Below are 24,766 nucleotides of genomic sequence, written 5' to 3'. Positions count from 1 at the left end.
TAGTTTAGGCGCACTCGTCAGGCTGCGGGCCCCGGTGACGCCGCCGGTGCCGAAGTGGCCTCGTCGTGCGGCCACGCCTCGGCGACCGCGGTGCGGACGTCGCCGAGCAGCTGCGTGATCGCCTTCGTGCCCGCCACGATGGGGAAGAAGTTCGAGTCGCCCGCGTAGCGCGGCACGACGTGCTGGTGGAGGTGCGCCGCGATCCCCGCGCCGCCCACGGCTCCCTGGTTCATGCCCAGGTTGAACCCCTGCGCGTGGGACACCTCGGTGAGCACGCGCATGGCCGTCTGCGTCAGCGCCCCGATCTCCGCGACCTCCTCGGGAGTCGCGAGGTCGTAGGTGGAGACGTGCCGGTACGGGCAGACCAGCAGGTGACCCGGGTTGTACGGGAACAGGTTCAGGAGGACGTAGGCGTGGCGGCCGCGGGCGACGACCAGCGCCTCCTCGTCGGCCTGCGACGGCGCACGGCAGAACGGGCACGAGTCGTCGTCGTGCGCGCCCTGCCCGCCGGCGACGTACACGGCGCGGTGCGGAGTCCAGAGTCGCTGGAAGGCGTCGGGCACGCCCGCGAAGTCGCCCGCCGACTCCCCGGGGGCGGGCGTCGCGCCCTCTCCCCCGGAGCCGGCGGGCGTGCTCGCCGTCACCCTCAGACCTGGGCCTTCGTCTCGATGGCCTCGAGGATCTTCGCGACGGCGTCGGCGACGGGCACGCCGTTCTCCTGGGAGCCGTCGCGGTAGCGGAAGCTGACGGCCCCCGCGGCGCGGTCCTCCTCGCCGGCGATGAGCTGGAACGGCACCTTGGACTTCGTGTGCGTGCGGATCTTCTTCGGGAACCTGTCGTCGCCGTGGTCGACCTGGGCGCGTACGCCCTTCTCCTTCAGCTGCGCAACGACGCCGTCGAGGTAGTCGCCGTACTCGTCGGCCACTGGGATCGCGACGACCTGCACGGGCGAGAGCCAGACCGGGAAGGCCCCGGCGTAGTGCTCCGTGAGCACGCCGAAGAACCGCTCGATGGTGCCGAAGAGGGCCCGGTGGATCATGACCGGGCGCTGGCGCGTGCCGTCGGCGGCCGCGTACTCCAGCTCGAACCGCTCGGGCAGGTTGAAGTCCAGCTGCACCGTCGACATCTGCCAGGTGCGGCCGATGGCGTCGCGGGCCTGGACGGAGATCTTCGGGCCGTAGAACGCGGCCCCGCCCGGGTCGGGCACCAGCTCGAGGCCGGACTCCTCCGCGACCTCGCGCAGGGTCGACGTCGCGGTCTCCCAGATGTCGTCGTCGCCGACGTACTTCTCCGGGTCCTTCGTGCTGAGCTCGAGGTAGAAGTCGGTGAGGCCGTAGTCGCGGAGCAGCGACAGCACGAAGGCGAGCGTGCCGGTCAGCTCTTCCTTCATCTTCTCGCGGGTCGTGAAGATGTGGGCGTCGTCCTGGGTCATGCCGCGGACGCGCGTGAGGCCGTGGATGACGCCGGACTTCTCGTTGCGGTAGACCGTGCCGAACTCGAAGAGCCGGAGCGGCAGGTCGCGGTAGGAGCGAGGCTGCGACCGGTACGCGAGGATGTGCATCGGGCAGTTCATGGGCTTGAGGTAGTAGTCGGCGCCCTGGCGCGTGACCTCGCCCTCGTCGTTGCGTGCCTCGTCGAGCTTCATCGCCGGGAACATGCCGTCCTTGTACCAGCCGAGGTGGCCGGAGGTCTCGAACAGGCTGGCCTTGGTGATGTGCGGCGTGTAGACGAAGTCGTAGCCGGCCGCCTCGTGCCGCCGGCGCGAGTAGTCCTCCATCTCGCGACGGATGATGCCGCCCTTCGGGTGGAAGATCGCGAGCCCGGAGCCGATCTCGTCCGGGAACGAGAACAGGTCGAGCTCGACGCCGAGCTTGCGGTGGTCGCGCTTCGCGGCCTCCTCGAGGCGGGCCTGGTAGGCCCGCAGCTCGTCCTTCGTGGGCCAGGCCGTCCCGTAGATGCGCTGCAGCTGGGGGTTCTTCTCCGAGCCGCGCCAGTAGGCGGCGGCCACGCGCATCAGCTTCGTGGCGTTGCCGAGGAGTCGCGTGCTCGGCAGGTGCGGACCGCGGCAGAGGTCGTACCAGACCACGTCGCCGGTCTTCGGGTCGACGTTGTCGTAGACGGTGAGCTCCGCCCCTCCGACCTCGACGGACTCGCCGTCGTCGCCGACGCCGTCGGTGCCGCCCTTCAGCCCCACGAGCTCGAGCTTGTAGGGCTCGTCGGCCAGGAGCTCCCGGGCCTCCGCCTCGGTCACGACGCGACGGCGAAAGCGCTGGCCCTGGCGGATGATCCGCTCCATGCCCTTCTCGATCGCCTTGAGGTCGTCGGGCGTGAACGGCTCGGCGACGTCGAAGTCGTAGTAGAAGCCGTCGGTGACGGGCGGCCCGATGCCGAGCTTGGCCTCGGGGTTGATCGCCTGCACCGCCTGGGCCATGACGTGGGCCGCCGAGTGCCGCAGGATCGAGAGCCCGTCGGGCGAGTCGATCAGGACCGGCTCGACGACGTCGCCGGCGTGCACCTCGGACGCGAGGTCGCGGAGCTCGCCCGCCACGCGGATCGCCACGACGGCCTTGTCGGTGAACAGCTCGAGGCCGGTCGTCGTCTGCGTCACCTCGACCGTCTCCGGGCGGGCGGTGGCGCCGCTGTCGGGGGTGACGCTGGCGTCGGGGGCAGGCTGGTCAGACACGGTCGTGTGCTCCTTGACGTTCGGGGGACGGCGGCCAGTTTAGCGGCGGGCGACGCCCCTCCCCGCTACGCGGCGAGCTCGACGGCGCAGGCCTCCGCCGCCACCCAGGCGAGCATGCCGCACTTCACGCGCATGACGAACTTCGAGACGCCGTGGAAGGCGACGGCGTCGCCGAGCAGCTCGTCGTCGGGCTCGCCCGCCCCGCGGGACCGCATCATGTCGCGGAACGCCCCCACCCGGCCCCGGAGCTCGTCGAGCGTCAGGCCCGGAGCGAGGTCGGCGAGGACGGACGCCGACGCCATCGAGATGCTGCAGCCGGCGCCCTGCCAGCGCAGCGACTCGACGCGGTCCGTGCCGGGGACGAGCGCGACGCGCACGGTGATCTCGTCGCCGCAGGTGGGGTTCCGTTCGTAGTGCTCCGCGCCGGCCCCGGGCAGGTCGCCGTCGCCGTGCCGCGCCTTGGCGTGGTCGAGGATCACCTGCTGGTACAGGGAGTCGAGGGCGCCGCTCATCGGTCTCCCTCCCCGGCCGGGGCCGCCACGCCGTCGTCCGCGCCGAAGTACGCGCGGACCCCGGCGACCCCGGCCAGCAGCCGCGCCACGTCCTCCGTGGTCGTGTACAGGTACGTGCTGGCCCGTGTGGTCGCGGTGACGCCGAGCCGGCGGTGCAGCGGCTGGGCGCAGTGGTGCCCGACGCGCACCGCGACGCCCTGGGCGTCGAGGTACTGCCCGACGTCGTGGGCGTGGACGCCGTCCACGACGAAGCTGGCGAGGCCCGAGCGGGCCACGCCCGCCGGCGGCCCGACGACACGGACGCCGGGGATCGCGGAGAGGCCCCTGACGAGCGACTCGGCCAGCGCCTCCTCGTGCTGCTGGACGCGGTCGAGCCCGACGGCCCGGAGGTACCGGACGGCCTCGGCGAGGGCGACGGCCTGCGAGACCGGCTGCGTGCCGGCCTCGAAGCGCTGCGGGGCGGGCAGGTACTCGGCCGAGTCGAGCGTGACGGTGGTGATCATCGACCCGCCCGTGCGGAAGGGCGGCAGCGCGCCCAGCAGCTCGGCCCTCCCCCAGAGCACCCCGATGCCGGTGGGCCCGAGCATCTTGTGGCCCGAGAACGCGAGGAAGTCGACGTCGAGGGCGCGGACGTCGACGGGGCGGTGGGGCACCGACTGGCAGGCGTCGAGCACGACGAGGGCCCCGACCGCGTGTGCGAGCGCGACGACCTCGTCGACGGGGGCGACCAGCCCGGTGACGTTCGAGACGTGGGCGACGGCGACGACGCGCGTCCGGGGCCCGATCACGGCCGCGGCGTCGGCGGCCGTCCACACGCCGTCGTCGTCGACCGCGACGGCACGGAGCACCGCTCCCGTCACGGCCGCTAGCTCTTGCCAGGGGACGAGGTTGGCGTGGTGCTCCGCCTCGGTGACGACGATCTCGTCGCCGGGCCGGAGGGCGAACCTCCGGGCGGGCTCGCCGCCGCGGCCGTGGGTCGCGTTCGCCATTCCGTAGGCCACGAGGTTCAGGGCGTCCGTGGCGTTCGCCGTCCAGACGACCTCGTCTGCGGAGGCGCCGAGCAGGCCGGCCACGGTCTCCCGCGCCTCCTCGAAGGCCTCGGTCGCCAGGGCGGCGAGCGTGTGCGCGCCGCGGTGCACGGCCGAGTTGGTCGTCTCGAGGAAGGCGCGCTCCGCGTCGAGCACGGCACGGGGCCGCTGCGCGGTCGCGCCGGAGTCGAGGTACGCCAGCGGCTCGCCCGAGACCTCCTGCGCGAGGAGCGGGAAGTCGGCGCGGAGGCGCGCGGCCTCGTCGTCGGAGAGCGGCCCCGGGGAGGCGGTCGTCGCGGCGGCCCGGGGGCCGGCGGTCGTAGAGGTGGTGGTCACGGTGTCCCTTCTCGCCGATCGTACCGAGGCTCGACCACGGCACCGTCGTGCAACGACGCGGGGGCGCCGTGTGTTCCCGGAGGCCGCCCGGCCCGCGCACGCCGCGGTCGGCGTCAGTCGTCGAGCGGCCGCAGCACCCGTCGCAGGAACTGCTGCGTGCGCGCCTCGCGCGGGCGGTTGAGGACGTCGGCCGGCGTGCCGCGCTCGACCACGACGCCGTCGTCCATGAAGACGACCTCGTCGGCCACCCGCCGGGCGAACTCGAGCTCGTGCGTGACGACGATCATCGTCCAGCCCTCCTCCGCCAGTTCCTTCACGACGGTGAGCACGTCGCCGACGAGCTCGGGGTCGAGGGCGGAGGTCGGCTCGTCGAAGAGCAGCAGCTCGGGCCGGAGCGCCAGCGCGCGCACGATGCCCACGCGCTGCTGCTGCCCGCCGGAGAGCTCGACGGGGTAGGCATCCTCGCGGCCGCCGAGGCCCACGCGCGCGAGCAGCCCCCGGGCCTCGCTCCGCGCCTCCTTCGGGTCGCGCCCCTGGACGCGGATCGGCCCCTCGACGACGTTCTGCAGCACGGTCATGTGCGGGAAGAGGTTGAAGTGCTGGAACACCATCGACGACCGGTCGCGGAGGGCGAGCAGCTCGCGCTTCGACGCCCCCGCCCCGAAGTCGAGCACCTGCCCGGTCGAGAGGGCGACGGTGCCGCCGTCGGGCACCTCGAGGCTGTTGAGCGACCGCAGCACCGTGGTCTTGCCCGAGCCGGAGGGCCCGATGATCGCGACCACCTTGCCACGGCGGACGGAGAGGTCGATGCCCTTAAGCACGGCCGTGCCCCCGAACGACTTCGTGAGCCCGGTCACGGTCAGCACGGCGGGGGCGGACGAGGAGGCGCGGGCGGGGCCGGCGGCGGAGGCGTCAGCGGGCGACATGGCGGTCCAGCTTCTTCTCGAGGGCGCCCTGGCCGGTCGACAGGGCGAGGCAGATGACCCAGTAGACCAGGGCGGCCTCGAGGTACAGCAGCATGAACTCGTTCGAGACCGTCGCGATCTGCTGTGCCTGCCGGAAGAGCTCGGTGACGAGGATCAGCGAGGCGAGCGAGGTGTCCTTGACGAGCGAGATGAACGTGTTCGAGAGCGGGGGCACGGAGACGCGCGCCGCCTGCGGCAGCACGACGCGCCGCAGCGCGAGCGAGCGCGACATGCCGATCGTGTGCGCCGCCTCCCACTGGCCGCGCGGCACCGACTGGATCGCCGCCCGGATCACCTCGGCGCCGTAGCCGCCCACGTTGAGCGAGAACGCGATGATCGCGCTCGGCCAGGGGTCGAGGCGCACGCCGATCGACGGCAGCCCGTAGAAGACCACGAACAGCTGCACGAGGAGCGGCGTGCCCCGGATGACCGAGACGAAGACGCGGGCCGGCCACCGCAGCCACCGCGTGGGCGACAGCCGCATGAGGGCGACCACCAGGGCGATGACGAGCCCGATGGCCATCGAGGCGAGGGCCAGCGGGATCGAGGCCACGAGGGCGCCCGACACGATCGGCCAGAGCGACCGCCAGAAGAGGTCGGACGACGGCACGGGCTACTCGCTGACGTCGCTGCCGAAGTACTTCTCGGAGATCGAGGCGAGCGTGCCGTCGGCGCGCAGCTCGTCGAGGGCGTCGTCGATCGCGGCGACGAGGTCGTCGGACCCCTTCGCGACCACGAAGGCGCTCTCGGAGACGTCGTCGGTGGTGGCGCCGACCTTGACCGCGGCCGCGGCCGTCGGGTCGGTCTGCTGGTAGTCGAGGAAGGTCAGCTCGTCGTTGACCGTGGCGTCGATGCGCCCCTGCTCGAGGAGGGCGATCGACTGCGCCCAGCCCTCGACGACCTCGACGTCGGCGCCGGCGTCCTTGGCGGTGGTGTACCAGTTGCTCGACTGCGACTGCGCGGTGGTCTTGCCGTCGAGGTCGGCGAGCGACGTGATCGAGGTGTCGTCGGCCGGCACGATGACCACGCCGCGGCTCACCGTGTACGGGGCCGAGAAGTCGTACTTGGCCTCGCGCTCGTCGGTGATCGAGACCTGGTTGGCGATGAGGTCGAAGCGGCCCGCGTCGAGGCCCGCGAAGATCGCGTCCCACTGGGTCTCCTGGAACTCGGGCGTGACTCCCAGCTTCTCGGCGACGGCGGTGACGACCTCGACGTCGTAGCCGGTGAGCTCGCCGGAGCCGTCCTCGTGGAAGGTGAACGGCTTGTAGGTGCCCTCGGTGCCGACGACGAGCTTCCCGGCGTCCTGCACGTCGGCAAGGGTCGTGCCCTCCCCCGCCGCGGCGCTGCTGCTGCCGGTCGGCGCGCTGACGACGCCGTCGGTCGACGCGGGGGCGCAGGCGCTGAGGCCGAGCACGGAGGCGGCGACGACGCCGGTGAGGGCGACGGTGCGGGCGAGGCGGGTGCGGGGCGCGGTGATCTTCACGTCGGACTTCCTGGTCGGGGGTGCTCCTGCGCCCGGGTCGGGCGTGGCTCCCGACACTAACCGCGCGTCGCCCCCGCTGATTCCCGATGACGCCGCGTCTCGTCGTCGAGCCTCACGTGCACGTGCCGGACGTCGTCGTCGGCGACCGCGACGAGGGAGAGCGACAGCGACCCGAGCCAGCGGCCGTCGAGCAGGTCGGAGCGCACCAGGGCCTCCGGGTCGCGCTCGTCGAGCGCCGTGCTCTCGCGGAGCACGTCGAGCCACGGCCCCCACGAGGAGCCCGCGTCGGCGAGGGCGTCGAGACCGCCGAGCCCGTCCGCCCGGCCCTCGGCGGGCGGCGGCCCCGTGGGCGCCTCCGCCGCGCGGAACGACGGGGCCCAGCGAGCCACGCGCGGCACCGCCGCGTCGTCGACCGCTCCGTGCGTGAGCACGTGCACTCCCGGGGCGAGCCGCTCGGCCCTGAGGGCGGAGCCGTCCCACGAGGTCACCGACGCCCCCTCCCGGTCCGCCGTGAGGAGCGTGAAGGGACGCTGGCGCGGGCGGCCGACGGGCAGGTCGCCGTCGGCCGCCGCGCGGAGCGGCAGGACCCCCCGGGTCTCCCACCCGCCCTCCGGCTCCGGGGGCCGTTCGTGCCGGTTGAGGACGACGGAGGCGCGGGCCGGGCCCGTCGCCGTGGCCAGCCAGGCACCGCCGGCCTCCCGGTCGTGGACGCCCTGCACCCGCTCGCCGAGCTCGGGCCACCAGGCGGCCGGAGGATCCCACGGGCGGTCGGCGGCCTCGTCGCGGAGGCCGAGGAACACCACGGGCCAGGGGCCGGACGGGGCGACGGAGACGACGACTGTGCACACGGGGAGGCTCCTCGGCCGGGTCGGGGGCGCGACCACCCCGGGATGGGGCATCGTGGAGGCAGCAACGCTACCGGGCCGCCGGCGCTTCCCCGACGGCCCCCGACGTCAGGGGAACCGTGACCGGACAGACCGACCGTGGCCAGCACCGACGAGACGACGACGGCGAGGGCGCCCGGCGCCTCACGGTCGTGGTCGGCGTCTCGGGCGGGATCGCCGCGTACAAGGCGGTCAGCGTCGTCCGCGGCCTCGTCGTCCGGGGCCACGACGTCCACGTCGTCCCGACGGAGGCGGCCCTGCGGTTCGTGGGCCTGCCCACCTTCGAGGCCATCAGCCGCAACCCGGTGCACACCTCCGTCTTCGACGACGTCGCCCAGGTGCGCCACGTCGCGCTCGGCCAGGCGGCGGACCTCGTCGTCGTCGCGCCGGCGACGGCCCACACCCTCGCGGCGATCGCGCACGGGCTCGCCGACGACCTCCTCGGCACGACGATCCTCGCGAGCACGGCTCCCCTGGTCGTCGCCCCGGCCATGCACACCGAGATGTGGCGGAACGCCGCCACCGTCGCGAACGTCGAGCTGCTGCGCTCGCGGGGCGTGGTCGTGGTCGGCCCCGACGACGGGCCGCTCACCGGCGGCGACAGCGGGCCGGGTCGTCTCAGCGAGCCGGACGTGATCGTCGAGGCCGCGCTCGCGGCCGTCGCCCAGGCCGTCGTCGCGGAGGCGCGCCCCCGCGACCTGTCCGGTCGCCGCGTCGTCGTGACGGCCGGCGGCACCCGCGAGCCCCTCGACCCCGTGAGGTTCCTCGGCAACCGCTCGAGCGGTCGACAGGGGCTCGCCCTGGCCCGGGCCGCTGCGTCCCGCGGGGCGGCCGTGACCCTCGTGGCCGCGCACCTGGACGACGACGTCGCCCGGGCGGCGGCGCTCCTCCCCGGCGTCGAGGTCGTGGCGGCGGGCACCGCGAGCGAGCTGCTCGACGCGACCACCGCCTCCTCGATCGGGGCCGACGTCGTCGTCATGGCGGCGGCGGTCGCCGACTACCGCCCCGTCGAGGTGGCCGCGTCGAAGATCCGCAAGGACGACCGGGGCGACGAGCTGACGCTCCGCCTGGTCAGGACGACCGACGTGCTCGCGGCCCTCAGCGCCTCACGCCCGGCCGACCAGGTCGTCGTCGGCTTCGCGGCCGAGACGGCCACGTCGCCCGAGGAGCTGCTCGACCTCGGGCGGCGGAAGCTCGCCCGCAAGGGCTGCGACCTGCTGGTGCTCAACCCGGTCGGCTGGTCGACCGGGTTCGGCACCGACGACTCCGACGTCGTCGTGCTGGGCGCCGGGGGCGAGGAGGCCGGCCGCCTGGCCGGGACGAAGGACGAGGTGGCGCACCTCGTGCTCGACGCCGTCCTCGCGACGGGGCGCCTCGGCCTCGCCGGTGGCGGCGTCGCCTGAGGCGGCCGCCCGTGCCGCGGCGTCGTCGGCGCGCTGGTGCAGCCAGATGACCAGCACCACGCTGAAGACGACGAGCACCGTCCACGAGCCGATCTTCGACGGGTGCACGATCGACCAGCCGTCGGCCTGGGAGGCGTAGGCCCAGGCCCCGACGAGGGTCGCCGCGTTCTCCGCGAGCCAGATGAAGACGGCGATGAGCGCGAACGAGACGAGGAGCGGCATGCGACGGACCCTCCCCCGGACGGTGAAGGCGACCCGGTGCCGGCCGAGGAGGAGGACGGCCACCGCCATCAGCGGCCACCGGACGTCGGGCAGCCAGTGGTTCGTGAGGAAGTTCAGGTAGAAGGCGGCCGCGAGGGCCAGCGCCGGGCCCGTCCGCACGCGGTCGACCCGGAGGTCGAGGCGCCGCCAGGCCTGGCAGACGTAGCTCCCGACGGCCGCGTACATGAAGCCGCTGTAGAGCGGCACGTCGGCCACGCGGAGGACCCCCTCGTCGGGGTAGGACCACGAGCCGACGGCGACCTTGACCACCTCGAGGCCGAGGCCCAGGAGGTGGAAGGCGCAGATCACGAGCAGTTCGCGGCGGCTCTCGAGCCGCCCGACGACGAAGGCCGCCTGCACGGCGACGCACCAGACGAGCATCGCGTCGTACCGCGGGATCCCCACGTCGACGACCGAGGTGACGGCGAGGCCGACGAGCACGGCGACGGCGAAGGCGCAGGAGAGGGCCTGCTGCACCGCGAAGGCGACGAGGTCGCGGAGGGCCTCGACGGCCCGGTCGCGGGACGGCGCTCGGCGACCCGCGGTCGGGGAGCCGGCGGGCAGGGGGCCGGAGGCGGGCGTGGCGGGCATGTCGGCGACGCTACGGGCGGCGACGCCCGCCCCGGATCGGCCCGGAGGACCACCGTGGTCCTCCCGGCGGACGACCGCTCCTGCGCCCCGGGCTCGCCCGTTCACCTCGGTGTGCCACCATGCCCCCGTGAGCAAGAAGATCGATGCAGCCCTCAAGACCCTGGTCAAGGCCCTCGAGCACCACGGCGAGGTGATGGGAGACCGGCCGCTCTCGGCGAAGAAAGCGGGGCGCGCCACCGAGCGCGTGCGCCAGGCGGCCGCCGAGTACACGCTGGTCGTGGCCGACAAGACCGGTCAGCCGAACCCGTTCGTCGACTTCCTCGACCCCGAGACCGTGCGCTCGCTGCGGGGCGAGCGCGACGCCATCGCGGCGAAGAAGGGCACGGGCTCGACCGAGCCCTCGTCCTCCTCCTGACCCCGGGGGCCGCCGGCGCCGTCAGCCGAACGGCACGACGGCGACGGCCCGCGGCGTGAACGCCACGTGGACGGACTCGCCGACCTCGCGCCGCTCGTGCGCGCGGTGGTCGAGCACGACGACGTCGTCGGGCGACGTCCGGACCTTCGTGCGGCAGACCGCGCCGAGGAACGACACCGACTCGACGACGCCCGCGACCCCGCGGTCGGCGAACGTGACGTCCTCCGGGCGCACGTAGGCCCACGCCTCCCCGTCGTCCGGGGAGCCGACGGCGGCGACCTCCTGCCCGGGCAGCCGCACCCGCCCGTCGACGACCTCGGCCCGCAGCCGGTTGCTCGACCCGACGAACTCCGCGACGAACCGCGTCGCCGGCGCCGAGTACAGCTGCTCGGGCGTGCCGATCTGCTCGATCGCGCCGGCCCGCATCACGGCGACCCGGTCGGCGACGGCCAGGGCCTCCTCCTGGTCGTGCGTCACGAAGAGGGTCGTGATGGCGAGCTCGCGCTGCAGACGACGGATCTCCTCGCGCAGCTGCACCCGCACCTGCGCGTCGAGCGCGCTGAGCGGCTCGTCGAGCAGCAGCACGCGGGGCCGCGTGACGAGCGCCCGGGCGAGGGCGACGCGCTGCTGCTGGCCGCCCGAGAGCTGGTGAGAGAACCGGCCGCCCAGCTCCCCGAGGCCCACCAGGTCGAGCATCTCGGCGGCGCGGGTCGCCCGCTCGGCCCGCGCCACGCGCCGCGTGCGGAGCCCGAACTCGACGTTCTGCTGCACCGTCAGGTGCGGGAAGAGCGAGTACGCCTGGAAGACCATGCCGACGTCCCGGCGGTGCGTCGGCACGTCGACGACGTCGCGCCCGTCCACCGTGATGCGGCCCTCGGTGACCGTCTCGAGCCCCGCGAGGGTGCGCAGTGCCGTCGTCTTGCCGCAGCCCGAGGGGCCGAGGAGGGCGACGAGCTCCCCCGGCGCGAGGTCGAGGTCGACGCCGCGGAGCGCGACGTGGCCCGCGTACTCCTTGACCACGCCGCGGAGGGCGACCGCGGCGCCCGCGGTCGACGTCGTCCGGGCGCCCGCGGCCGCGGAGCCTCGACCGGTCGGTGACGGGGCCGAGGAGGCGGTGGTCGGGTCGACGGGGGCGGTGGCGGTCACGGGAGGGCCTTCCGGGCGGGAGCTGGGGCGGGGGCCGCGACGTCGCGGCCGGGGAGGACGGGGCGGCCCGCGCCGGCGGAGCCGACCCTGCCGACGACGGCGAGCAGCAGGAACGCGAGCAGGAGGGCGAGCAGGGCGAGGATGACGGCCGCGAAGGGGTCGCTGCGCGAGACCTGGACGAGCGACGTCTGCAGCGTCACCCGGTTCAGCAGGCTGGCGATCGTGTACTCGCCCAGGACGACGGCCACCGTGATGAACGCCGCGGCCAGGAGCCCGCGACGGAGCGACGGCACCACCACACGGAGGAGGGTCGCGACGCCGCCGGAGCCGAGGGTCCGGGCCGCCTCGGTGAGGGTGCGGAGGTCGGTGGCGGCCAGGTCGGCCTGGACGGCGCGGTGCGCGTAGGGCAGGACGGTGACCCCGTAGGCCAGCGCGAGGGTCCAGGCCCCCGAGCCGGCGACCCGCGAGACGACCGAGTACACCGGGGCCAGCCCGACGACGAGCACGATCGCCGGCACCGTGACGGGCACGAGGCAGACGAACTCGAGGGGCCGCACCAGCGCCGGGTACCGCAGGTGCACGACGACCATCGTCGGCACGAGCAGCACGAGCACGAGCACGGCCGTCACCGCCGCGAGGACGAGGCTGTTCGTGACGCCCTCGACGAGGGAGCGGTACGCCCTCTCGTTCTCGGGGGCGGCGAGGGCGGTCCAGTGCCCCAGGTCGTGGCCCGTCCCGTCCGCCGAGCGGAGGGAGAACGCGACCATGGCCGCGATCGGGACGGCGAAGACGGCGCCGACCACGGCGAGGACGGCCTTCCGCAGCGCCGTCCCGGGTTCCCCGCGTCGGCGGGTCACCGCTGCCACCGCTCCGTGCGGCGCTGGAGCAGCGAGTAGAGCGTCATGAGCACGACCATGACGACGACCATGCCGAGCGCGAGCACGCCGGCGACGTTCTCGCGGCCCAGCACCGTCTCGCTGACCAGCGCCGCGCGGATCTGCAGGGGCACGATCTGGGCGCCCTGGCTGATCAGCGCTGCGGCGGTCGCGTACGAGGAGAAGGCGTTCGCGAAGAGCAGCAGCACGCTGCCGACGAAGGCCGGTGCGAGCACGGGCACGACGACGCGGAGCAGGTGCTCGCGCCGCGTCCCGCCCAGGGTGGCCACCGCCTCCTGCCACTGGGGCTTGAGCCCCGTGACGGCCGGCATGAAGGTGATGACCATGAGCGGCACCTGGAAGTAGACGTAGGGCAGCAGCAGCCCGGGCACCTGGTAGAACCAGACGCCGCCGGCGAAGACGTCGACGCCCAGCCGGGTGAGCAGCAGCTGGGTGACGACGCCCTGGATCCCGATGGTGGCCGTGAAGGCGAAGGCGAGCATGACGCCGCCGAACTGCGCGAGGACGCTCGCGGCCGAGTCGACGAGGCTGCGGACGAGGCCGTCCGGGCGGAGGGCGGTGAGTCCCCAGCAGACGACGGCGCCGACGACCGCGCCGACGACGGCGGTGATCCCCGACACGAGCGCGGAGCTCCCGAAGGCGCGGAGCACGAGGGGCTCGCCGAGGGCGGTGAGCGCCGAGAGGCTGGGTCGGCCGTCGCCCGTCACGAAGCCGGTGCCCAGCGCGACGACGCAGGGCACGGCGAGGAAGAGCAGGACGTAGACCGCGAACGGGGTCAGGGCCCACCACGCCGCCGGACGGCGCCGGGCCCGAGGGGGCCGGGCGCCGTCGACGCGGTCGCGGTCGGCCGCGGGGGGCCTCCCCTCGACGAGCGCGACCACGATCAGCCGATCGCCTGCGCCCAGGTGCCGGCGAGCAGCGCGGAGGCGGCCTCGGTCTGCTCGGTCGTCAGCTGCACGGTGTCGGCCGGCTGCTCGCCGACGGCGTCGAGGGCGTCCTGGTCGACGGTGCCGGCCTCGGTCATCGCGGCCAGGCGCACGGGGTACGCCCCGGCGGCGAGGTACAGGTTCTGGGCCTCGTCGCTCATGATGAACTCCTGCCACAGGCGCGCGGCGGCGGGGTGGGGTGCGTCGACGTTGACGGCCTGGTTGTAGTAGCTGCCGAGCGCCGTCCCGGGCAGCACGGCCGTCCTCCAGTCGCGCCCTCCCGCGTCGGCCGCGGCCGCGAGGTTGTTGTAGCTCCAGTCGAAGACGACGGGCGTCTCGCCCGAGGCGATCGTGGCGGGGGTCGGGTCGGTGGGCAGGAAGTTGCCCGCGTCGGCGAGCTCGCCGAACCAGCTGACCCCGGCGCTGACGTCGTCGGCGCTGCCGCCGTCCTGGAGCGCCGCCCACTGGACGGCCGCCGCGGCCGCGCCGGCCTGGGTCGGGTCGCCGTTGATCGCGACCTTCCCCCTGTACTCGGAGCCCAGCAGGTCGTCGAGGGTCTCCGGCTCGGGCACGGCGTCCGCGTCGTAGCCGACGGACATCAGGCCGGTGTAGTCGTAGACCCAGGCGCCGTCCGCGTCCTTGTGGTCGTCGGCGATGTCGTCCCACGTCGCGACCTTGTACTTCGCGAACTGGTCGAGGTTCGCGAGCGTCACGGCCGAGCCCAGGTCGAAGACGTCGGGCGCGGTGTCCTGCCCGGCGAGGTTCTTCGCCGCCGTGATCTCTTCCGCGCTCGAGACGTCGGGGCTGTCGCTGTTGACCGTGATGTCGTACTCGGCTTCGAAGGCGTCGATGATCTTCCCGTAGTTGGCCCAGGTGTCGGGCAGGGCGATCACGTTGAGCTCGCCCTCGGCCTCGGCGGCCGCGACGAGGGCGTCCATGCCCCCGAGGTCCTCCGCGCTGGTGGCGGTCGCGGCGGTGCCGGAGGCGGCGTCGTCGCCCGCGGCGTCGGCGGCTGTGCAGCCCGCGAGGCCGAGGGCGAGGACGGTGAGCGCCGCGGCGGCGGCGAGGGGGCGGGTCGGGGTCACGGTGTCCTCCAGGTGCGGGGCCGCGGGCGGCCGCCGGTCGTGCGGCCGGTCGTGCTGACCGGCCCGCGAGCACCGTAGGGAGCGAGGACGACGAGGAGGCGGCGCCCCGGTGACGGGACGGTGGACGCCGGGTGGCCGTCCGAGCGGGCCGCCCTCAGCCCCGCGAGTAGCGGACGACGACGCCCGGTGACACCGTCACGCGGTCGGGCTCGCGCTCGGCGAGGCCGGGCAGGCCCGCCGCGGCCAGGAGCCCGTCGTCGAGGCGCGTGACCGTGCCCGTGCGGAAGGTCCACGGCTCGTGCGCGCGACGCCACCAGCCGGTGACTCCGCGGCGTGCGGTGTGGACCCCCCAGCGGTCGGAGAGGAACCTCGTCGTCTCGTCGGCGTCGGCCGTGCGCGGGGCGACCGTCTCGGGGACGAGGGCGACCCGGACGACCGAGCCCGCGCCTCCTGCCCGGCGCTGCGTGCGGTGGGCGACGTCGTCGTCACGCACCCGGCTCCCGGCCCGGGCCCAGACGTAGGGCAGGCCGATCAGCCGAGCCGCGACCACGGCGGGCGCGTGCTGGGTGTCGATCGAGCGGTACGCGATGCCCCGACGGCCCTCGTCGTCGACGGTCGCGAGCTGGACGACGATCTCGGTCATGGTACCGAGCCGCCCCAGGCGCGGCAGCGGCGGCACGGTGCTGTCGACGAAGCGGTAGGCGGCGAGGCTCGCCCAGGCCGCCCCGTCGTGCAGGTCGGGCCTCGTGCCCCGGGGCACCAGCGGCGCCGCGAGGGCGGGGTCGACCGCCCAGTGCAGGCCGACGACGTCGCGCCAGTCGTGCTGGGTGACGGGGCGGTGCGGCAGCGGCGGGGCGGCGGGCATGCTCCGATGCTGCTCCCCCGGAGCGGGTGACGGTACGGTCACGGGATGAGCGACACGCCCCCTCCCGCCCCCACCACCGCGTCGTTGGCCATCACCGCCGGCATCGCCTTCCTCGGCCTCGTCTTCGCGGCGGAGGCGCTGCTCTCCCCCGACGGCTCGTGGGTGACCATCGTCGTCGGGGCGGTCATCGCCGTGGTCTACGGCGTGCGGACCGTGCTGGCGATCCGGCGACGGCGGGCCGCGAAGGAGGGCTGAGCGCCGACGTCGGCCCGCCCGGTGGACGCTGTCGAGCCGTGGTGACCACGACGGGTGCGGCGGAGGCACCGCGGGCCTAGGCTCCTGCCACCGGAGGCCCGGACCCGGCGGGCTCGGCACCGTGCCGGGCCGGTGCACGCACAGGGGGTCCCCGTGGACAGGTTCGTCGTCTCGCTCTCGCTCGTGGCCGCGGTCGGCCTCGGAGCTCTCGCCCCGGCCTCGGCCCAGGCCGCGCCTCCGCCTCTCGTGTCGTCGGCCGCCGCGGTGCCGGCCACGACGGCGACGGGCACGGTCTCCGTGAGGCTGCTGCGGTCGTCGGGCACGGCGCTCGGCCTTCCCGGGGCTGCGGTCCGCCTCGTCGGCGCCTGGCCCTTCGAGCGGGACGCGACCACCGACTCCACCGGGGCCCTGACCTTCGCCGACGTGCCCGTGGGCTCGCGCTACTGGCTCTCCGTGACCCCGCCGCCGACCGCCGGTCACGGTCGCCGGACACCGGTGATGACGACCGACCTCACCGTCCGGGCCGACGCACCGACGGCGGTCGACGTGACGCTCCCCGTCGGGGGCACCCTCGGCGGCCGGCTGGTCGGCCCGTGGCCCACGCCGCCGGCCGGGCTCACGGTCGAGGTCTACGGCAACCGGACCGGCACCTCCCTCACCTCCGTCACCGACGCCGAGGGGCGCTACTTCTTCTCCGGCATGCCCACCGACCTCTACACGGCCACGGTCGTCGCCGCCCCGGGTGCGGTGCCGACCGTGTGGCGCCAGGACGTCGAGGCCGAGACCGCCACGACGCCGGCGAGCCACGTCGCCGCGGCTCCCCGGTACGTCCACACGACGTACGACCTCCAGGTCGTCGTCGACGAGCCCGACCCGGTGAACGCCCCGGGCCCGGACCTCGACGGCGCCGTCGTGACCATCACCGACACGGCGACCGGGGCCGTCATGACGCAGGCCCTCGACGCGACGAGCTCCCCCCGCAAGGTGGCTCAGTTCATCGTGCCGAGCGGTCGCTACACGGTGGGCGTCGAGACGGCGTCGCACCAGCGCTGGTGGTGGGCGGGGCAGTACGTGCCCGTCCCGCTCGTGCGGAGCGCGGCGGAGGCGGTGCCGATCTCGGTCACGTACGGGGCCGATCGGTCGACCGACGTCTTCCTGGCGCCGCAGTCGCCCACGCCGTGACGGGCGGCTGGCCGTGATGTCGGGTGAGGGCATGAAAAAACCCCGGCGGACCGGGGTTCTGTCGACATGCTCTGTCGAGAGGTGTTCTGTGTGGGCGATACCGGGCTCGAACCGATGACCTCTTCCGTGTGAAGGAAGCGCGCTACCAACTGCGCCAATCGCCCCTGTGGGACTCGTCGATGCTAGTGCATCGGGGCGGCCCGGCGCCATTCGAGGCCCCGGCGCGGGCAGGTCCGACCCTGCTGATCAGGGCCCCCAAGACACGAACATGCCTCAATTTGTATTCTGCCCCGGGTCTGGGTATTGTTCTTTTGCACGCAGAAATGCAAAGCGAAATGCGGATGTGGCGCAGTGGTAGCGCATCACCTTGCCAAGGTGAGGGTCGCGAGTTCGAATCTCGTCATCCGCTCGAGTGTAATGCTCACCAGAGGGTGGTCCACCGACTGGTGGCTCCCCCTCTGGGAGCTGCTCGTATGGTGGAGTGGCCGAGAGGCGAGGCACCGGCCTGCAAAGCCGTTCACGCGGGTTCAAATCCCGTCTCCACCTCCATGTCGTCAAGACTCCGGTCTATGATGTCGTGATCAACTGAATACGTCGCCTCGGCGACATGCATGAGCGATTGGCGCAGCGGTAGCGCGCTTCCCTGACACGGAAGAGGTCGCTGGTTCGATCCCAGTATCGCTCACACAGAGAAAGCCCCCGGTTCGCCGGGGGCTTTCGTCGTTCCCGGGGGTTGGTTCGTTCCCGAGGGCTTTCCTCGATCTCATGGGCTGTCGGCCTCCGAGGAGCGTTCCGTCCTCCCCCGAGGGCACCGTCCGCCTCAGCCGCCTCAGCCGTGTCCGCCGCATGTCTCGTCGTACCGAACGCCCTCGGGTGGCCTCGCGCGCCTCCCGGCGTTCCTCCGGGGCGCAGCAGCCCGCCTGCGCGGCTCGGGGCTCCCCCACCCACAGACGAAGGACGGCCCCGGTCGTGGTGACCGGGGCCGTCCTGGTGGAGCAGCGGTGACGAGCTAGGCGCGCGAGTTCTCGAGCACGTAGCCCTCTTCGCCGTGCAGCGCGAGGTCGATGCCCGCGACCTCGTCCTCGTTCTTGACGCGGAAGCCGATCGTCTTCTCGATGGCCAGGCCGATCAGGAAAGCGAGCACGAACGAGTAGGCCATGACGGCGAGGGCGGAGAGCGCCTGGATGCCCAGCTGGCGGAACGAGCCGGAGAAGATCAGGCCCGAGCCGTTGGCGAAGAAGCCGAGGTACAGCGTGCCGAGGAGGCCGCCGACGAGGTGGATGCCCACGACGTCGAGGGAGTCGTCGAAGCCGAGCTTGAACTTGAGGTCGATCGCCAGGGCGCAGACGGCGCCGGCGACGACGCCGAGCACGATGGCCCAGAACGGCGACAGGGCGGCACAGGCCGGCGTGATCGCGACGAGGCCGGCGACGGCACCCGAGGCTGCGCCGACCGAGGTGGCCTTGCCGTCCTTGACCTTCTCGACGACGAGCCAGCCGAGGATGGCGGCCGCGGGGGCGGCGATCGTGTTGAGGAAGGCGAGGGCGGCGACGCCGTCGGCGGCGAGCTCCGAGCCGGCGTTGAACCCGAACCAGCCGAACCAGAGGAGGCCGGCGCCCAGCAGCACGAAGGGCGGGTTGTGGGGCTTGTCGGCGCCCTTGGCGAAGCCGACGCGCTTGCCGAGCACCAGGGCGAGGGCCAGGGCGGCGGCGCCCGCGTTGATGTGGACGGCCGTGCCGCCGGCGAAGTCGATGACGCCCATGCTGGCGATCCAGCCGCCGTCGACGACCGAGCCGTCCTCGCCGAGGGTGAAGTTGAAGACCCAGCTCGCGACGGGGAAGTACACGACCGTGGCCCAGACGCCGGCGAAGATCATCCACGCGCCGAACTTGGCGCGGTCGGCGATGGCGCCCGAGATGAGGGCGACGGTGATGATCGCGAACGTCGCCTGGAAGGCGGCGAAGGCGATGGTCGGGTAGTCACCGACCGGCGCCGCGCTCTCCTGGAAGAGCGAGTCGAGGCTGAACATCGACGGGTCGAAGCCGAAGACGCCGTCCCACCCGATGTAGGTGTCGGTGCCCGCGGGGCCCTGGGGGCCGTTCGAGAACGCGATGGAGTAGCCGAAGAGCACCCAGAGGACGCCGATCAGGCCCATGGCCCCGAAGCTCAGCATCATCATGCTGATCACGCTCTTGGCCTTGACGAGGCCGCCGTAGAAGAACGCCAGGCCGGGCGTCATGAGCAGCACGAGTGCCGCGCAGATCAGCATGAAGGCGGTGTTGCCTTGATCCATGTGTGTGTCACCTCTCGAGTTCTGACAAGCCAGGGAGGCACCGGCCGCCCCGACCGTGGGGGTGCCACGGGCTGTGCGGGACGATGCGGGTGGTGCCGCCCTCAGTGTCTCGACGAGGTGTTTCGGGTCGTGTGCCGTCGTGTTTCGGGGATGTAACACGTATCGCGCGACTGTGAACAACGTGTTTCGCCCGCCTCGGGAAGGCCTCCGAGGTCGGGGCCCAGGGGGCGACGTCGCCGCGCGCCCCCGACGTCAGTGCGCCGACGTGAGCGCCACGAGCCTCGAGGTGGCCCGCAGGTACTTCTTCCGGTAGCCGCCGGCCAGCATCTCGTCGCTGAACACCGTGTCGAGCGGTGCGCCGGACGCGACGACGCGCACCTGCGCGTCGTACAGCCGGTCGACGAAGGCCACGAAGCGGAGCGCGTCCGTCTGGCTCGTGAACGGCCGGACGTCGCGCAGGGCGACCCCGTCGAGGCCGTCGATGAGCTTGACGTACCGGCTCGGGTGCACCGACGAGAGGTGCGCGACGACGGCCGCGAAGTCGTCCACCGACACCGTGCCCGGCAGGGAGGCCACCGCGGCGTCCAGGTCGTCGACCGTGTGGGCCTTCGCCTCGACCTCCCGACGGCGGTAGTCGTCACCGTCGATGCGGAGGGTGCGGAAGCGGTCGGAGAGCCCCTGGATCTCGCGGAGGAAGTCCGCCGCCGCGAACCGGCCCTCGCCGAGGGCCGCCGGCGGCGTGTTCGAGGTCGCGGCGATCCGCGTCCCGCCCTCGGCGAGGTCGCCGAGCAGCCGCGTCATCATCATCGTGTCGCCCGGGTCGTCGAGCTCGAACTCGTCGATGCAGACCAGGGAGGCGCCCTCCAGCTGGCGAGCGGCGCCCGCGTACCCGACGGCGCCGACCAGGGCCGTGTACTCGATGAACGTCCCGAAGTAGCGGCGCCCCGTGGTCCGGTTGAAGAGGGCGGCGAGCAGGTGGGTCTTGCCGACGCCGAAGCCGCCGTCGAGGTAGAGGCCGGGGAGCACGTCGGGAGAGTCCGCGCGTCGGCGGAACAGGCCGCGTCGTGCGGGACGCTCGGCGGCGCCGCCGAAGCCGGCCACCGCCTCCACCGCCTCCGCCTGCGACGGGAAGGCCGCGTCGGGCACGTAGTTCTCGAGCGACGCCCCGTCGAACTGCCGGGGCGGGACGAGCTCGGCGACGATCTCGGCGCCCGTGATCGTGGGGGCGCGCTCGGTCAGCGCGACGCGGGCGGTGAGGGGATCGGGTGACATCGGGCGACCTCGCAGGCAGGGGACCAGGGGGCGACGCACGTCGGGGGCCTGGCCGCGGTGTGCGTCGGGGCGATCTGTGTCAGAGTCTGAGGGGCGCCCGGACGACGCTCACGCCGTGTGCGTAGCCTCGACGGTGACCCGGGCCCGAGTCTAGCCACCGGGCACCGGCGCCCGACCGCAGCGCCCGCCGCGCTGCACCCGAGATCGTCCGCCGTCGCCGGCGGCGCTCCGTCCCCGCGACGGAGAGACACAGCAGGAGGCACCCATGGTCGTCGAGCACGACGCAGCACCGAAGTTCCAGGAGTTCGCGCACCCCGAGCGCCTCGTCAGCACCGACTGGCTGCAGGAGCACCTCGGCACGCCGGGGCTCGTCGTCGTCGAGTCCGACGAGGACGTGCTGCTCTACGAGACCGGGCACATCGCCGGCGCCGTCAAGATCGACTGGCACCTCGACCTCAACGACCCCGTGCAGCGCGACTACGTCGACGGCGAGGCCTTCGCGGCGCTCATGTCGCGCAGCGGCGTCACGCGCGACTCGACGATCGTCGTCTACGGCGACAAGAACAACTGGTGGGCGGCCTACGCCCTCTGGGTGTTCTCGCTCTTCGGCCACGAGGACGTGCGCCTGCTCGACGGCGGCCGCGCCGCGTGGGAGGCGGAGGGCCGTGAGTACACCACCCAGGCCCCGAGCCCGGAGCCGACCGACTACCCCGTGGTCGAGCGCGACGACACCGTGATCCGTGCCTACAAGGACGACGTGCTCGCCCACCTCGGCCGGCCCCTCATCGACGTGCGCTCCCCCGAGGAGTACTCGGGCCAGCGCACCACCGCCCCCGCCTACCCGGAGGAGGGCGCCCTGCGCGCCGGCCACATCCCCAGCGCCCAGAACGTGCCGTGGGGCAAGGCCGCGGCCGACGACGGCCGCTTCCGCGGGCGCGCGGAGCTCGACGCGATCTACCGCGACGGCGCCGGCCTCGCCGACGGGGACTCCGTCGTGGCCTACTGCCGCATCGGCGAGCGGTCGAGCCACACCTGGTTCGTGCTGCACCACCTGATGGGCTTCGAGGACGTCCGGAACTACGACGGCTCGTGGACCGAGTGGGGCAGCGCCGTGCGCGTCCCGATCGTGCAGGGCACCGAGCCCGGCGCCGTCCCGGCTCGATGACGGCCGTGGCCGACACCGCGGCCGGCGCGGGCGACCTGCCCGCCTCGCTCGCCGAGATCCGCGACGAGTTCCTCGCCCTCGAGGTGCGGGACCGCCTCCAGCTGCTGCTCGAGTTCTCGAACGAGCTGCCGGCGCTGCCCGCCGAGTACGAGGGCCATCCCGACCTGCTCGAGCGCGTCGAGGAGTGCCAGTCGCCGGTCTTCATCTTCGTCGAGGTCGTCGACGGCGTCGTCGCGATGCACGCCACGGCCCCCCGTGAGGCGCCGACGACGCGCGGCTTCGCGTCGATCCTGGCGCAGGGCCTCACGGGCCTGACCGCCCAGCAGGTCCTCCGGGACGTGCCGGACGACTACCCCCAGACGATCGGCCTGGTCGAGGCCGTCAGCCCGCTGCGGGTCCGGGGCATGACCGCCCTCCTCGGGCGGGCCAAGCGCCAGATCGCCGAGAAGACGGCGCAGGCCGACACCGCCGGCGCCCCGGGGGCCTCGGGCGCGTGAGCCTCCGGGTCCTGCACACCGCCGCCCCGGCCTCCCTCGCGTCGGCGGGCGACCTCGTCCCGGTGGAGGGCGACGGCGACGGGGGGCGCGAGACCCTCCGGGGCCTCTACGCTCCCCCGGCCGAGACCTGGCTGCGCCTCAACCTCATCGCGGCGGTGAGCGGCGACGCCGCCGGCGAGGACGGCACCTCCGACACCCTCAGCAACGCGGTCGACCGGGCGGTGCTCGCGGTCGTCCGTGACCTCGCGGACGGCGTGGTGGTCGGCGCCGCCAGCGTCCGCGCCGAGGGCTACCGGGTGCCCAAGACCTCCCGGCTCGTCGTCGTCACGTCGTCCGGCGACCTGTCGGGCCACCGGATGGACCCCGCGGAGGCCGAGCGCGTCGTCGTCGTGTGCCCCGCCGGCGCGACCGACGCCGTGGCCGCGAGCCTGGGGCCGGCGGTCGCCGAGGCGGCGACCGTCCTGGTGGTCGACGACGTGGACGGGCGTCTCGACCCCGCGACGGTGCTCCGGCGGCTGCGTGACCACCGCCTCCTCTCGCTCGTCTGCGAGGGCGGGCCGTCGCTGGCCGGGCAGTTCCTCCGCGACGGCCTCGTCGACGAGCTCTGCCTCAGCACCTCCCCCGTCGCGATCGGCAGCGGCCTGCCCGTCTTCGGCCGCGAGAGGTTCGACCCCGCGCGCCTCTCGCTCAGGCAGCTGCTGAAGGACGACCACGACGCGCTGTACGCGCGCTGGCTCGTGGCAGACGGCCCAGCCACTCGCCGATGACCCGCTCGAAGCGCTCTGGGTCGTAGTTCCAGATCTTCGTGTGGCGCGCCACGGCGAAGACCTCCAGCTGCACGAGGTCGGGCCGCGCCTCGGCCAGCGCGTGCGACGCGGTCGACGGGACGAACCCGTCGTCGTCGCTGTGCAGCAGGAGCACCGGCACGTCGAGCTGGTCGGCCCGTGCCACGAGGTCGAGACGGTCGAGGTCGATCGGCCCGTCGCGGCGGCCGAGCCGCGCCGCCGCGGGCGACTGCAGGAGGCGCAGCGCGAGTTCCTGCACGAGGCGCGGGACGTGCATGGCCCGCCCCTGGAAGCGCAGCGTCGTCCGCCAGTCGACGACGGGCGACTCGAGGGCCACGCCCACGACGCGGTCGCCGTGCTTCGCGCGCGTGACGGCCTGCAGGACGGTCGCGCCGCCCATCGACCAGCCCATGAGCACGAGGGCGGTCGCGCCGGAGGAGACCGCGTGCTCCATCGCGGCCTCCACGTCGCGCCACTCCTGGTCGCCGAGGGCGTAGCGGCCGTCGGGAGACGGGGGCGCCTCCCCGTCGTTGCGGTACGAGACGAGGAGCGACGTCCAGCCCGCGCGGTGCGCGGCCGGCGCGGCGCGGATGGTCTCGGCCCGCGTGACGCCCCGGCCGTGAACGCTGATCAGCCACGGCCCGTCGGTGCCGCCGGGAGCGGGGACGAGCCAGGCGGGGGCGGGCCCGACCGGGGTGCCGACCTCGACGTCGACGACGGGGAGGCCGGCGTCGGCCGGCGTGCGCCACAGCCAGCCCCCCAGTCGCCCCCGCCGGGCCGACGCGAGGTCGCCCGCGTCGACGGCCTCGACCGACCGGACCACCCGATGGCCGTCGTCGCTCAGCACCTCTCCGACGCGGGCGTGGCCCCGGCCGTGGTCGAACCAGAAGCTGTAGCGGCCGGGCAGGCGGGTGTCGGGGTCGGAGCTGAGCGTGACCGAGGGGACGGCCGGGTCGTGCCCGAGCACCCGGACGCCGTCGGCGCGACGCCGGGCCGGCGTCACGACCTTGTCGGCCATGACCAGGGCGCCGGAGACGACGGCCGCCGCCGAGACGACGGCCGTGGCGACGACGGAGGCCGAGAGCACGAGGCCGACGCCCCGGGCGCGACGCGCGCCGAGGTCGGGGGACGGAGTCGAGGGGCGGGTCACGGGAGCTCCGATCGACGGGGCGGCGGGCGGACGCGGCGTGCCGCCCACCTCGGGATCAGCTGGGAGCCTAGTCTGCTGGGGTGTCCGACACCCCCTCGACGCCGACGACCCCGTCCGCGTTCGCCGCAGCGGTCGAGTCCGTGCGCCGAGCCGTCGCCCGCGACGACCTCGCCGTGAGCGAGATCCCCGCTCCGGGCGGCCTCGCGCCGCACGCCCTCGCCCTCGCCGGCGACGTCGTGGGCGCCTCGGGCCGCGCCGACCCCGACCTCGGCACGGGCCGCTTCGTCCTGCTGTACGACGAGTCGGCCCCGGAGGCCTGGGGCGGCGTCTTCCGCGTCGTCTGCTTCGCCCAGGCGCCGCTCGAGGCCGACCTCGCGCTCGACCCCTTCGTCGCCGACGTCGCCTGGTCGTGGCTCGTCGACTCCCTCGCCGCCGGCGGGGCCTCCCACCACTCCGCCTCCGGCACCGCCACGAAGGTCCTCTCGACCGGCTACGGCGACCTCGCCGACCAGGGCGAGGGGGCGCAGCTCGAGCTGCGCGCCTCCTGGACGCCGACGAGCACCGACCTCGCACCGCACCTCGAGGCCTGGAGCGAACTGATCTGCACCCTCGCGGGCCTGCCGCCGACCGTCGAGGGCGTCACCCTCCTCGCGTCGCGCCGCGTCGGGCGCGACTGACCCGTCGCCCA

General features: G+C 73.9%; 24 protein-coding genes, 4 tRNA genes and 1 pseudogene. 11 read left to right on the top strand and 18 right to left on the bottom strand.

What is annotated here, in order from left to right:
• Positions 1 to 17: 17 nt before the first annotated feature.
• From F1C15_RS01555 to F1C15_RS01520, 8 genes are all read right to left on the bottom strand, one after another.
• A complete protein-coding gene (locus tag F1C15_RS01555) occupies positions 18 to 644 on the bottom strand; it encodes an HIT domain-containing protein (protein ID WP_185232598.1) in 627 nt (208 codons plus the stop codon).
• 2 nt (positions 645 to 646) lie between these two features.
• On the bottom strand, positions 647 to 2,608 hold the full coding sequence (gene thrS / locus F1C15_RS01550) for a threonine--tRNA ligase (RefSeq protein WP_056055891.1): 1,962 nt from the start codon (positions 2,606 to 2,608) through the stop codon (positions 647 to 649).
• A gap of 140 nt (positions 2,609 to 2,748) precedes the next feature.
• Positions 2,749 to 3,195, bottom strand: coding sequence for a Fe-S cluster assembly sulfur transfer protein SufU (sufU, locus tag F1C15_RS01545; protein WP_056054625.1), 447 nt, complete (start codon positions 3,193 to 3,195; stop codon positions 2,749 to 2,751).
• Positions 3,192 to 4,559 (bottom strand): aminotransferase class V-fold PLP-dependent enzyme, encoded by a 1,368-nt coding sequence (locus F1C15_RS01540; protein WP_185232596.1) that lies wholly within the window; start codon positions 4,557 to 4,559, stop codon positions 3,192 to 3,194. Before F1C15_RS01540 ends, sufU begins: the two co-directional genes overlap by 4 nt.
• A gap of 113 nt (positions 4,560 to 4,672) precedes the next feature.
• Positions 4,673 to 5,485: an amino acid ABC transporter ATP-binding protein gene (locus tag F1C15_RS01535; protein ID WP_185232594.1), complete on the bottom strand. Its 813-nt coding sequence runs from the start codon at positions 5,483 to 5,485 to the stop codon at positions 4,673 to 4,675.
• Positions 5,472 to 6,134, bottom strand: a complete 663-nt coding sequence (locus F1C15_RS01530; RefSeq protein WP_056054613.1) for an amino acid ABC transporter permease — start codon at positions 6,132 to 6,134, stop codon at positions 5,472 to 5,474. The genes F1C15_RS01535 and F1C15_RS01530 overlap by 14 nt, the downstream gene beginning before the upstream one ends.
• A gap of 3 nt (positions 6,135 to 6,137) precedes the next feature.
• Complete coding sequence (locus F1C15_RS01525; protein ID WP_255465404.1) at positions 6,138 to 7,007, bottom strand: amino acid ABC transporter substrate-binding protein; 870 nt, start codon at positions 7,005 to 7,007, stop codon at positions 6,138 to 6,140.
• 56 nt (positions 7,008 to 7,063) lie between these two features.
• A complete protein-coding gene (locus F1C15_RS01520; RefSeq protein ID WP_185232592.1) occupies positions 7,064 to 7,855 on the bottom strand; it encodes an NRDE family protein in 792 nt (263 codons plus the stop codon).
• A gap of 188 nt (positions 7,856 to 8,043) precedes the next feature.
• Here F1C15_RS01520 and coaBC point away from each other — a divergent pair, with 188 nt between their 5' ends.
• Positions 8,044 to 9,294, top strand: coding sequence for a bifunctional phosphopantothenoylcysteine decarboxylase/phosphopantothenate--cysteine ligase CoaBC (gene coaBC, locus F1C15_RS01515; RefSeq protein WP_255465548.1), 1,251 nt, complete (start codon positions 8,044 to 8,046; stop codon positions 9,292 to 9,294).
• Positions 9,295 to 9,411: 117 nt separating this feature from the next.
• Here the strand turns inward: coaBC and F1C15_RS16075 are convergent.
• Positions 9,412 to 10,146: pseudogene (locus F1C15_RS16075) on the bottom strand (DUF817 family protein); the annotation flags it as partial.
• 127 nt (positions 10,147 to 10,273) lie between these two features.
• Between F1C15_RS16075 and F1C15_RS01505 the strand changes: the two are divergent.
• Positions 10,274 to 10,561 (top strand): hypothetical protein, encoded by a 288-nt coding sequence (locus tag F1C15_RS01505; RefSeq protein ID WP_056054607.1) that lies wholly within the window; start codon positions 10,274 to 10,276, stop codon positions 10,559 to 10,561.
• Between the two features lie 21 nt (positions 10,562 to 10,582).
• Here the strand turns inward: F1C15_RS01505 and F1C15_RS01500 are convergent, their stop codons facing one another.
• The 5 genes from F1C15_RS01500 to F1C15_RS01480 form a co-directional block, all read right to left on the bottom strand.
• On the bottom strand, positions 10,583 to 11,707 hold the full coding sequence (locus F1C15_RS01500; RefSeq protein WP_185232588.1) for an ABC transporter ATP-binding protein: 1,125 nt from the start codon (positions 11,705 to 11,707) through the stop codon (positions 10,583 to 10,585).
• A complete protein-coding gene (locus tag F1C15_RS01495; protein ID WP_255465403.1) occupies positions 11,704 to 12,564 on the bottom strand; it encodes an ABC transporter permease subunit in 861 nt (286 codons plus the stop codon). Before F1C15_RS01495 ends, F1C15_RS01500 begins: the two co-directional genes overlap by 4 nt.
• Positions 12,561 to 13,484, bottom strand: coding sequence for an ABC transporter permease (locus F1C15_RS01490; RefSeq protein ID WP_370543610.1), 924 nt, complete (start codon positions 13,482 to 13,484; stop codon positions 12,561 to 12,563). Before F1C15_RS01490 ends, F1C15_RS01495 begins: the two co-directional genes overlap by 4 nt.
• Before the next feature lie 2 nt (positions 13,485 to 13,486).
• On the bottom strand, positions 13,487 to 14,614 hold the full coding sequence (locus F1C15_RS01485) for an ABC transporter substrate-binding protein (RefSeq protein WP_056054604.1): 1,128 nt from the start codon (positions 14,612 to 14,614) through the stop codon (positions 13,487 to 13,489).
• A gap of 154 nt (positions 14,615 to 14,768) precedes the next feature.
• Positions 14,769 to 15,479, bottom strand: coding sequence for a YqjF family protein (locus tag F1C15_RS01480; protein WP_056054601.1), 711 nt, complete (start codon positions 15,477 to 15,479; stop codon positions 14,769 to 14,771).
• A gap of 45 nt (positions 15,480 to 15,524) precedes the next feature.
• Here F1C15_RS01480 and F1C15_RS01475 point away from each other — a divergent pair, with 45 nt between their 5' ends.
• Positions 15,525 to 15,734 carry a hypothetical protein gene (locus F1C15_RS01475; RefSeq protein WP_185232587.1) on the top strand — a complete coding sequence of 70 codons (210 nt, stop codon included), beginning with the start codon at positions 15,525 to 15,527 and terminating at the stop codon, positions 15,732 to 15,734.
• Between the two features lie 153 nt (positions 15,735 to 15,887).
• Entirely contained in the window at positions 15,888 to 16,916 is a 1,029-nt protein-coding gene (locus F1C15_RS01470; RefSeq protein ID WP_185232585.1) for a carboxypeptidase-like regulatory domain-containing protein, read from the top strand.
• A gap of 91 nt (positions 16,917 to 17,007) precedes the next feature.
• On the opposite strand, the gene F1C15_RS01465 is transcribed toward F1C15_RS01470, so the two are convergent.
• Positions 17,008 to 17,080 (bottom strand) — tRNA-Val (locus F1C15_RS01465).
• A gap of 173 nt (positions 17,081 to 17,253) precedes the next feature.
• On the opposite strand from F1C15_RS01465, the gene F1C15_RS01460 reads away from it, so the two are divergent.
• From F1C15_RS01460 to F1C15_RS01450, 3 genes are all read left to right on the top strand, one after another.
• Positions 17,254 to 17,325: transfer RNA gene (locus tag F1C15_RS01460), tRNA-Gly, on the top strand.
• Between the two features lie 66 nt (positions 17,326 to 17,391).
• A tRNA-Cys gene (locus F1C15_RS01455) sits at positions 17,392 to 17,465 on the top strand.
• 64 nt (positions 17,466 to 17,529) lie between these two features.
• A tRNA-Val gene (locus F1C15_RS01450) sits at positions 17,530 to 17,601 on the top strand.
• Between the two features lie 324 nt (positions 17,602 to 17,925).
• Here the strand turns inward: F1C15_RS01450 and F1C15_RS01445 are convergent.
• Both F1C15_RS01445 and zapE read right to left on the bottom strand, forming a co-directional pair.
• The gene (locus F1C15_RS01445) at positions 17,926 to 19,209 is read right to left on the bottom strand and encodes an ammonium transporter (RefSeq protein ID WP_056054591.1); all 1,284 of its coding nucleotides are present in this window, start codon (positions 19,207 to 19,209) and stop codon (positions 17,926 to 17,928) included.
• Positions 19,210 to 19,461: 252 nt separating this feature from the next.
• Positions 19,462 to 20,481, bottom strand: coding sequence for a cell division protein ZapE (zapE, locus tag F1C15_RS01440; protein ID WP_056054588.1), 1,020 nt, complete (start codon positions 20,479 to 20,481; stop codon positions 19,462 to 19,464).
• A 265-nt stretch (positions 20,482 to 20,746) separates the two neighbouring features.
• Between zapE and F1C15_RS01435 the strand changes: the two genes are divergently transcribed.
• Genes F1C15_RS01435 through F1C15_RS01425 form a run of 3 tightly spaced genes read left to right on the top strand, consistent with a single transcriptional unit; the run spans position 20,747 to position 22,910 of the window.
• Positions 20,747 to 21,646, top strand: a complete 900-nt coding sequence (locus F1C15_RS01435) for a sulfurtransferase (RefSeq protein ID WP_056054586.1) — start codon at positions 20,747 to 20,749, stop codon at positions 21,644 to 21,646.
• A gap of 5 nt (positions 21,647 to 21,651) precedes the next feature.
• Positions 21,652 to 22,143, top strand: coding sequence for a SufE family protein (locus F1C15_RS01430; protein ID WP_255465402.1), 492 nt, complete (start codon positions 21,652 to 21,654; stop codon positions 22,141 to 22,143).
• Positions 22,140 to 22,910 (top strand): dihydrofolate reductase family protein, encoded by a 771-nt coding sequence (locus F1C15_RS01425; protein WP_185232583.1) that lies wholly within the window; start codon positions 22,140 to 22,142, stop codon positions 22,908 to 22,910. The genes F1C15_RS01430 and F1C15_RS01425 overlap by 4 nt, the downstream gene beginning before the upstream one ends.
• On the opposite strand, the gene F1C15_RS01420 is transcribed toward F1C15_RS01425, so the two are convergent.
• Entirely contained in the window at positions 22,831 to 24,078 is a 1,248-nt protein-coding gene (locus F1C15_RS01420) for a S9 family peptidase (RefSeq protein ID WP_255465400.1), read from the bottom strand. The two genes, F1C15_RS01425 and F1C15_RS01420, sit on opposite strands and share 80 nt — an antisense overlap.
• Before the next feature lie 80 nt (positions 24,079 to 24,158).
• On the opposite strand from F1C15_RS01420, the gene F1C15_RS01415 reads away from it, so the two are divergent.
• Complete coding sequence (locus tag F1C15_RS01415; protein WP_167259123.1) at positions 24,159 to 24,755, top strand: DUF3000 domain-containing protein; 597 nt, start codon at positions 24,159 to 24,161, stop codon at positions 24,753 to 24,755.
• Positions 24,756 to 24,766: the final 11 nt, after the last annotated feature.

Origin of the sequence: Frigoribacterium sp. NBH87 (genome assembly GCF_014217665.1) — a bacterium.
GTDB classification, from domain to species: Bacteria; Actinomycetota; Actinomycetes; order Actinomycetales; family Microbacteriaceae; genus Frigoribacterium; species Frigoribacterium endophyticum.
The sequence above is the reverse complement of the archived record's forward strand: the minus strand, read 5'-3'. Positions and strand labels throughout refer to the sequence as shown.

Excerpts from the sequence above, each read along its gene's own strand:
- sufU (WP_056054625.1), bottom strand. The coding sequence starts at position 3,195 with ATGAGCGGCGCCCTCGACTCCCTGTACCAGCAGGTGATCCTCGACCAC.
- F1C15_RS01535 (WP_185232594.1), bottom strand. The coding sequence starts at position 5,485 with ATGTCGCCCGCTGACGCCTCCGCCGCCGGCCCCGCCCGCGCCTCCTCG.
- F1C15_RS01480 (WP_056054601.1), bottom strand. The coding sequence starts at position 15,479 with ATGCCCGCCGCCCCGCCGCTGCCGCACCGCCCCGTCACCCAGCACGAC.
- F1C15_RS01475 (WP_185232587.1), top strand. The coding sequence starts at position 15,525 with ATGAGCGACACGCCCCCTCCCGCCCCCACCACCGCGTCGTTGGCCATC.
- F1C15_RS01445 (WP_056054591.1), bottom strand. The coding sequence starts at position 19,209 with ATGGATCAAGGCAACACCGCCTTCATGCTGATCTGCGCGGCACTCGTG.
- zapE (WP_056054588.1), bottom strand. The coding sequence starts at position 20,481 with ATGTCACCCGATCCCCTCACCGCCCGCGTCGCGCTGACCGAGCGCGCC.
- F1C15_RS01435 (WP_056054586.1), top strand. The coding sequence starts at position 20,747 with ATGGTCGTCGAGCACGACGCAGCACCGAAGTTCCAGGAGTTCGCGCAC.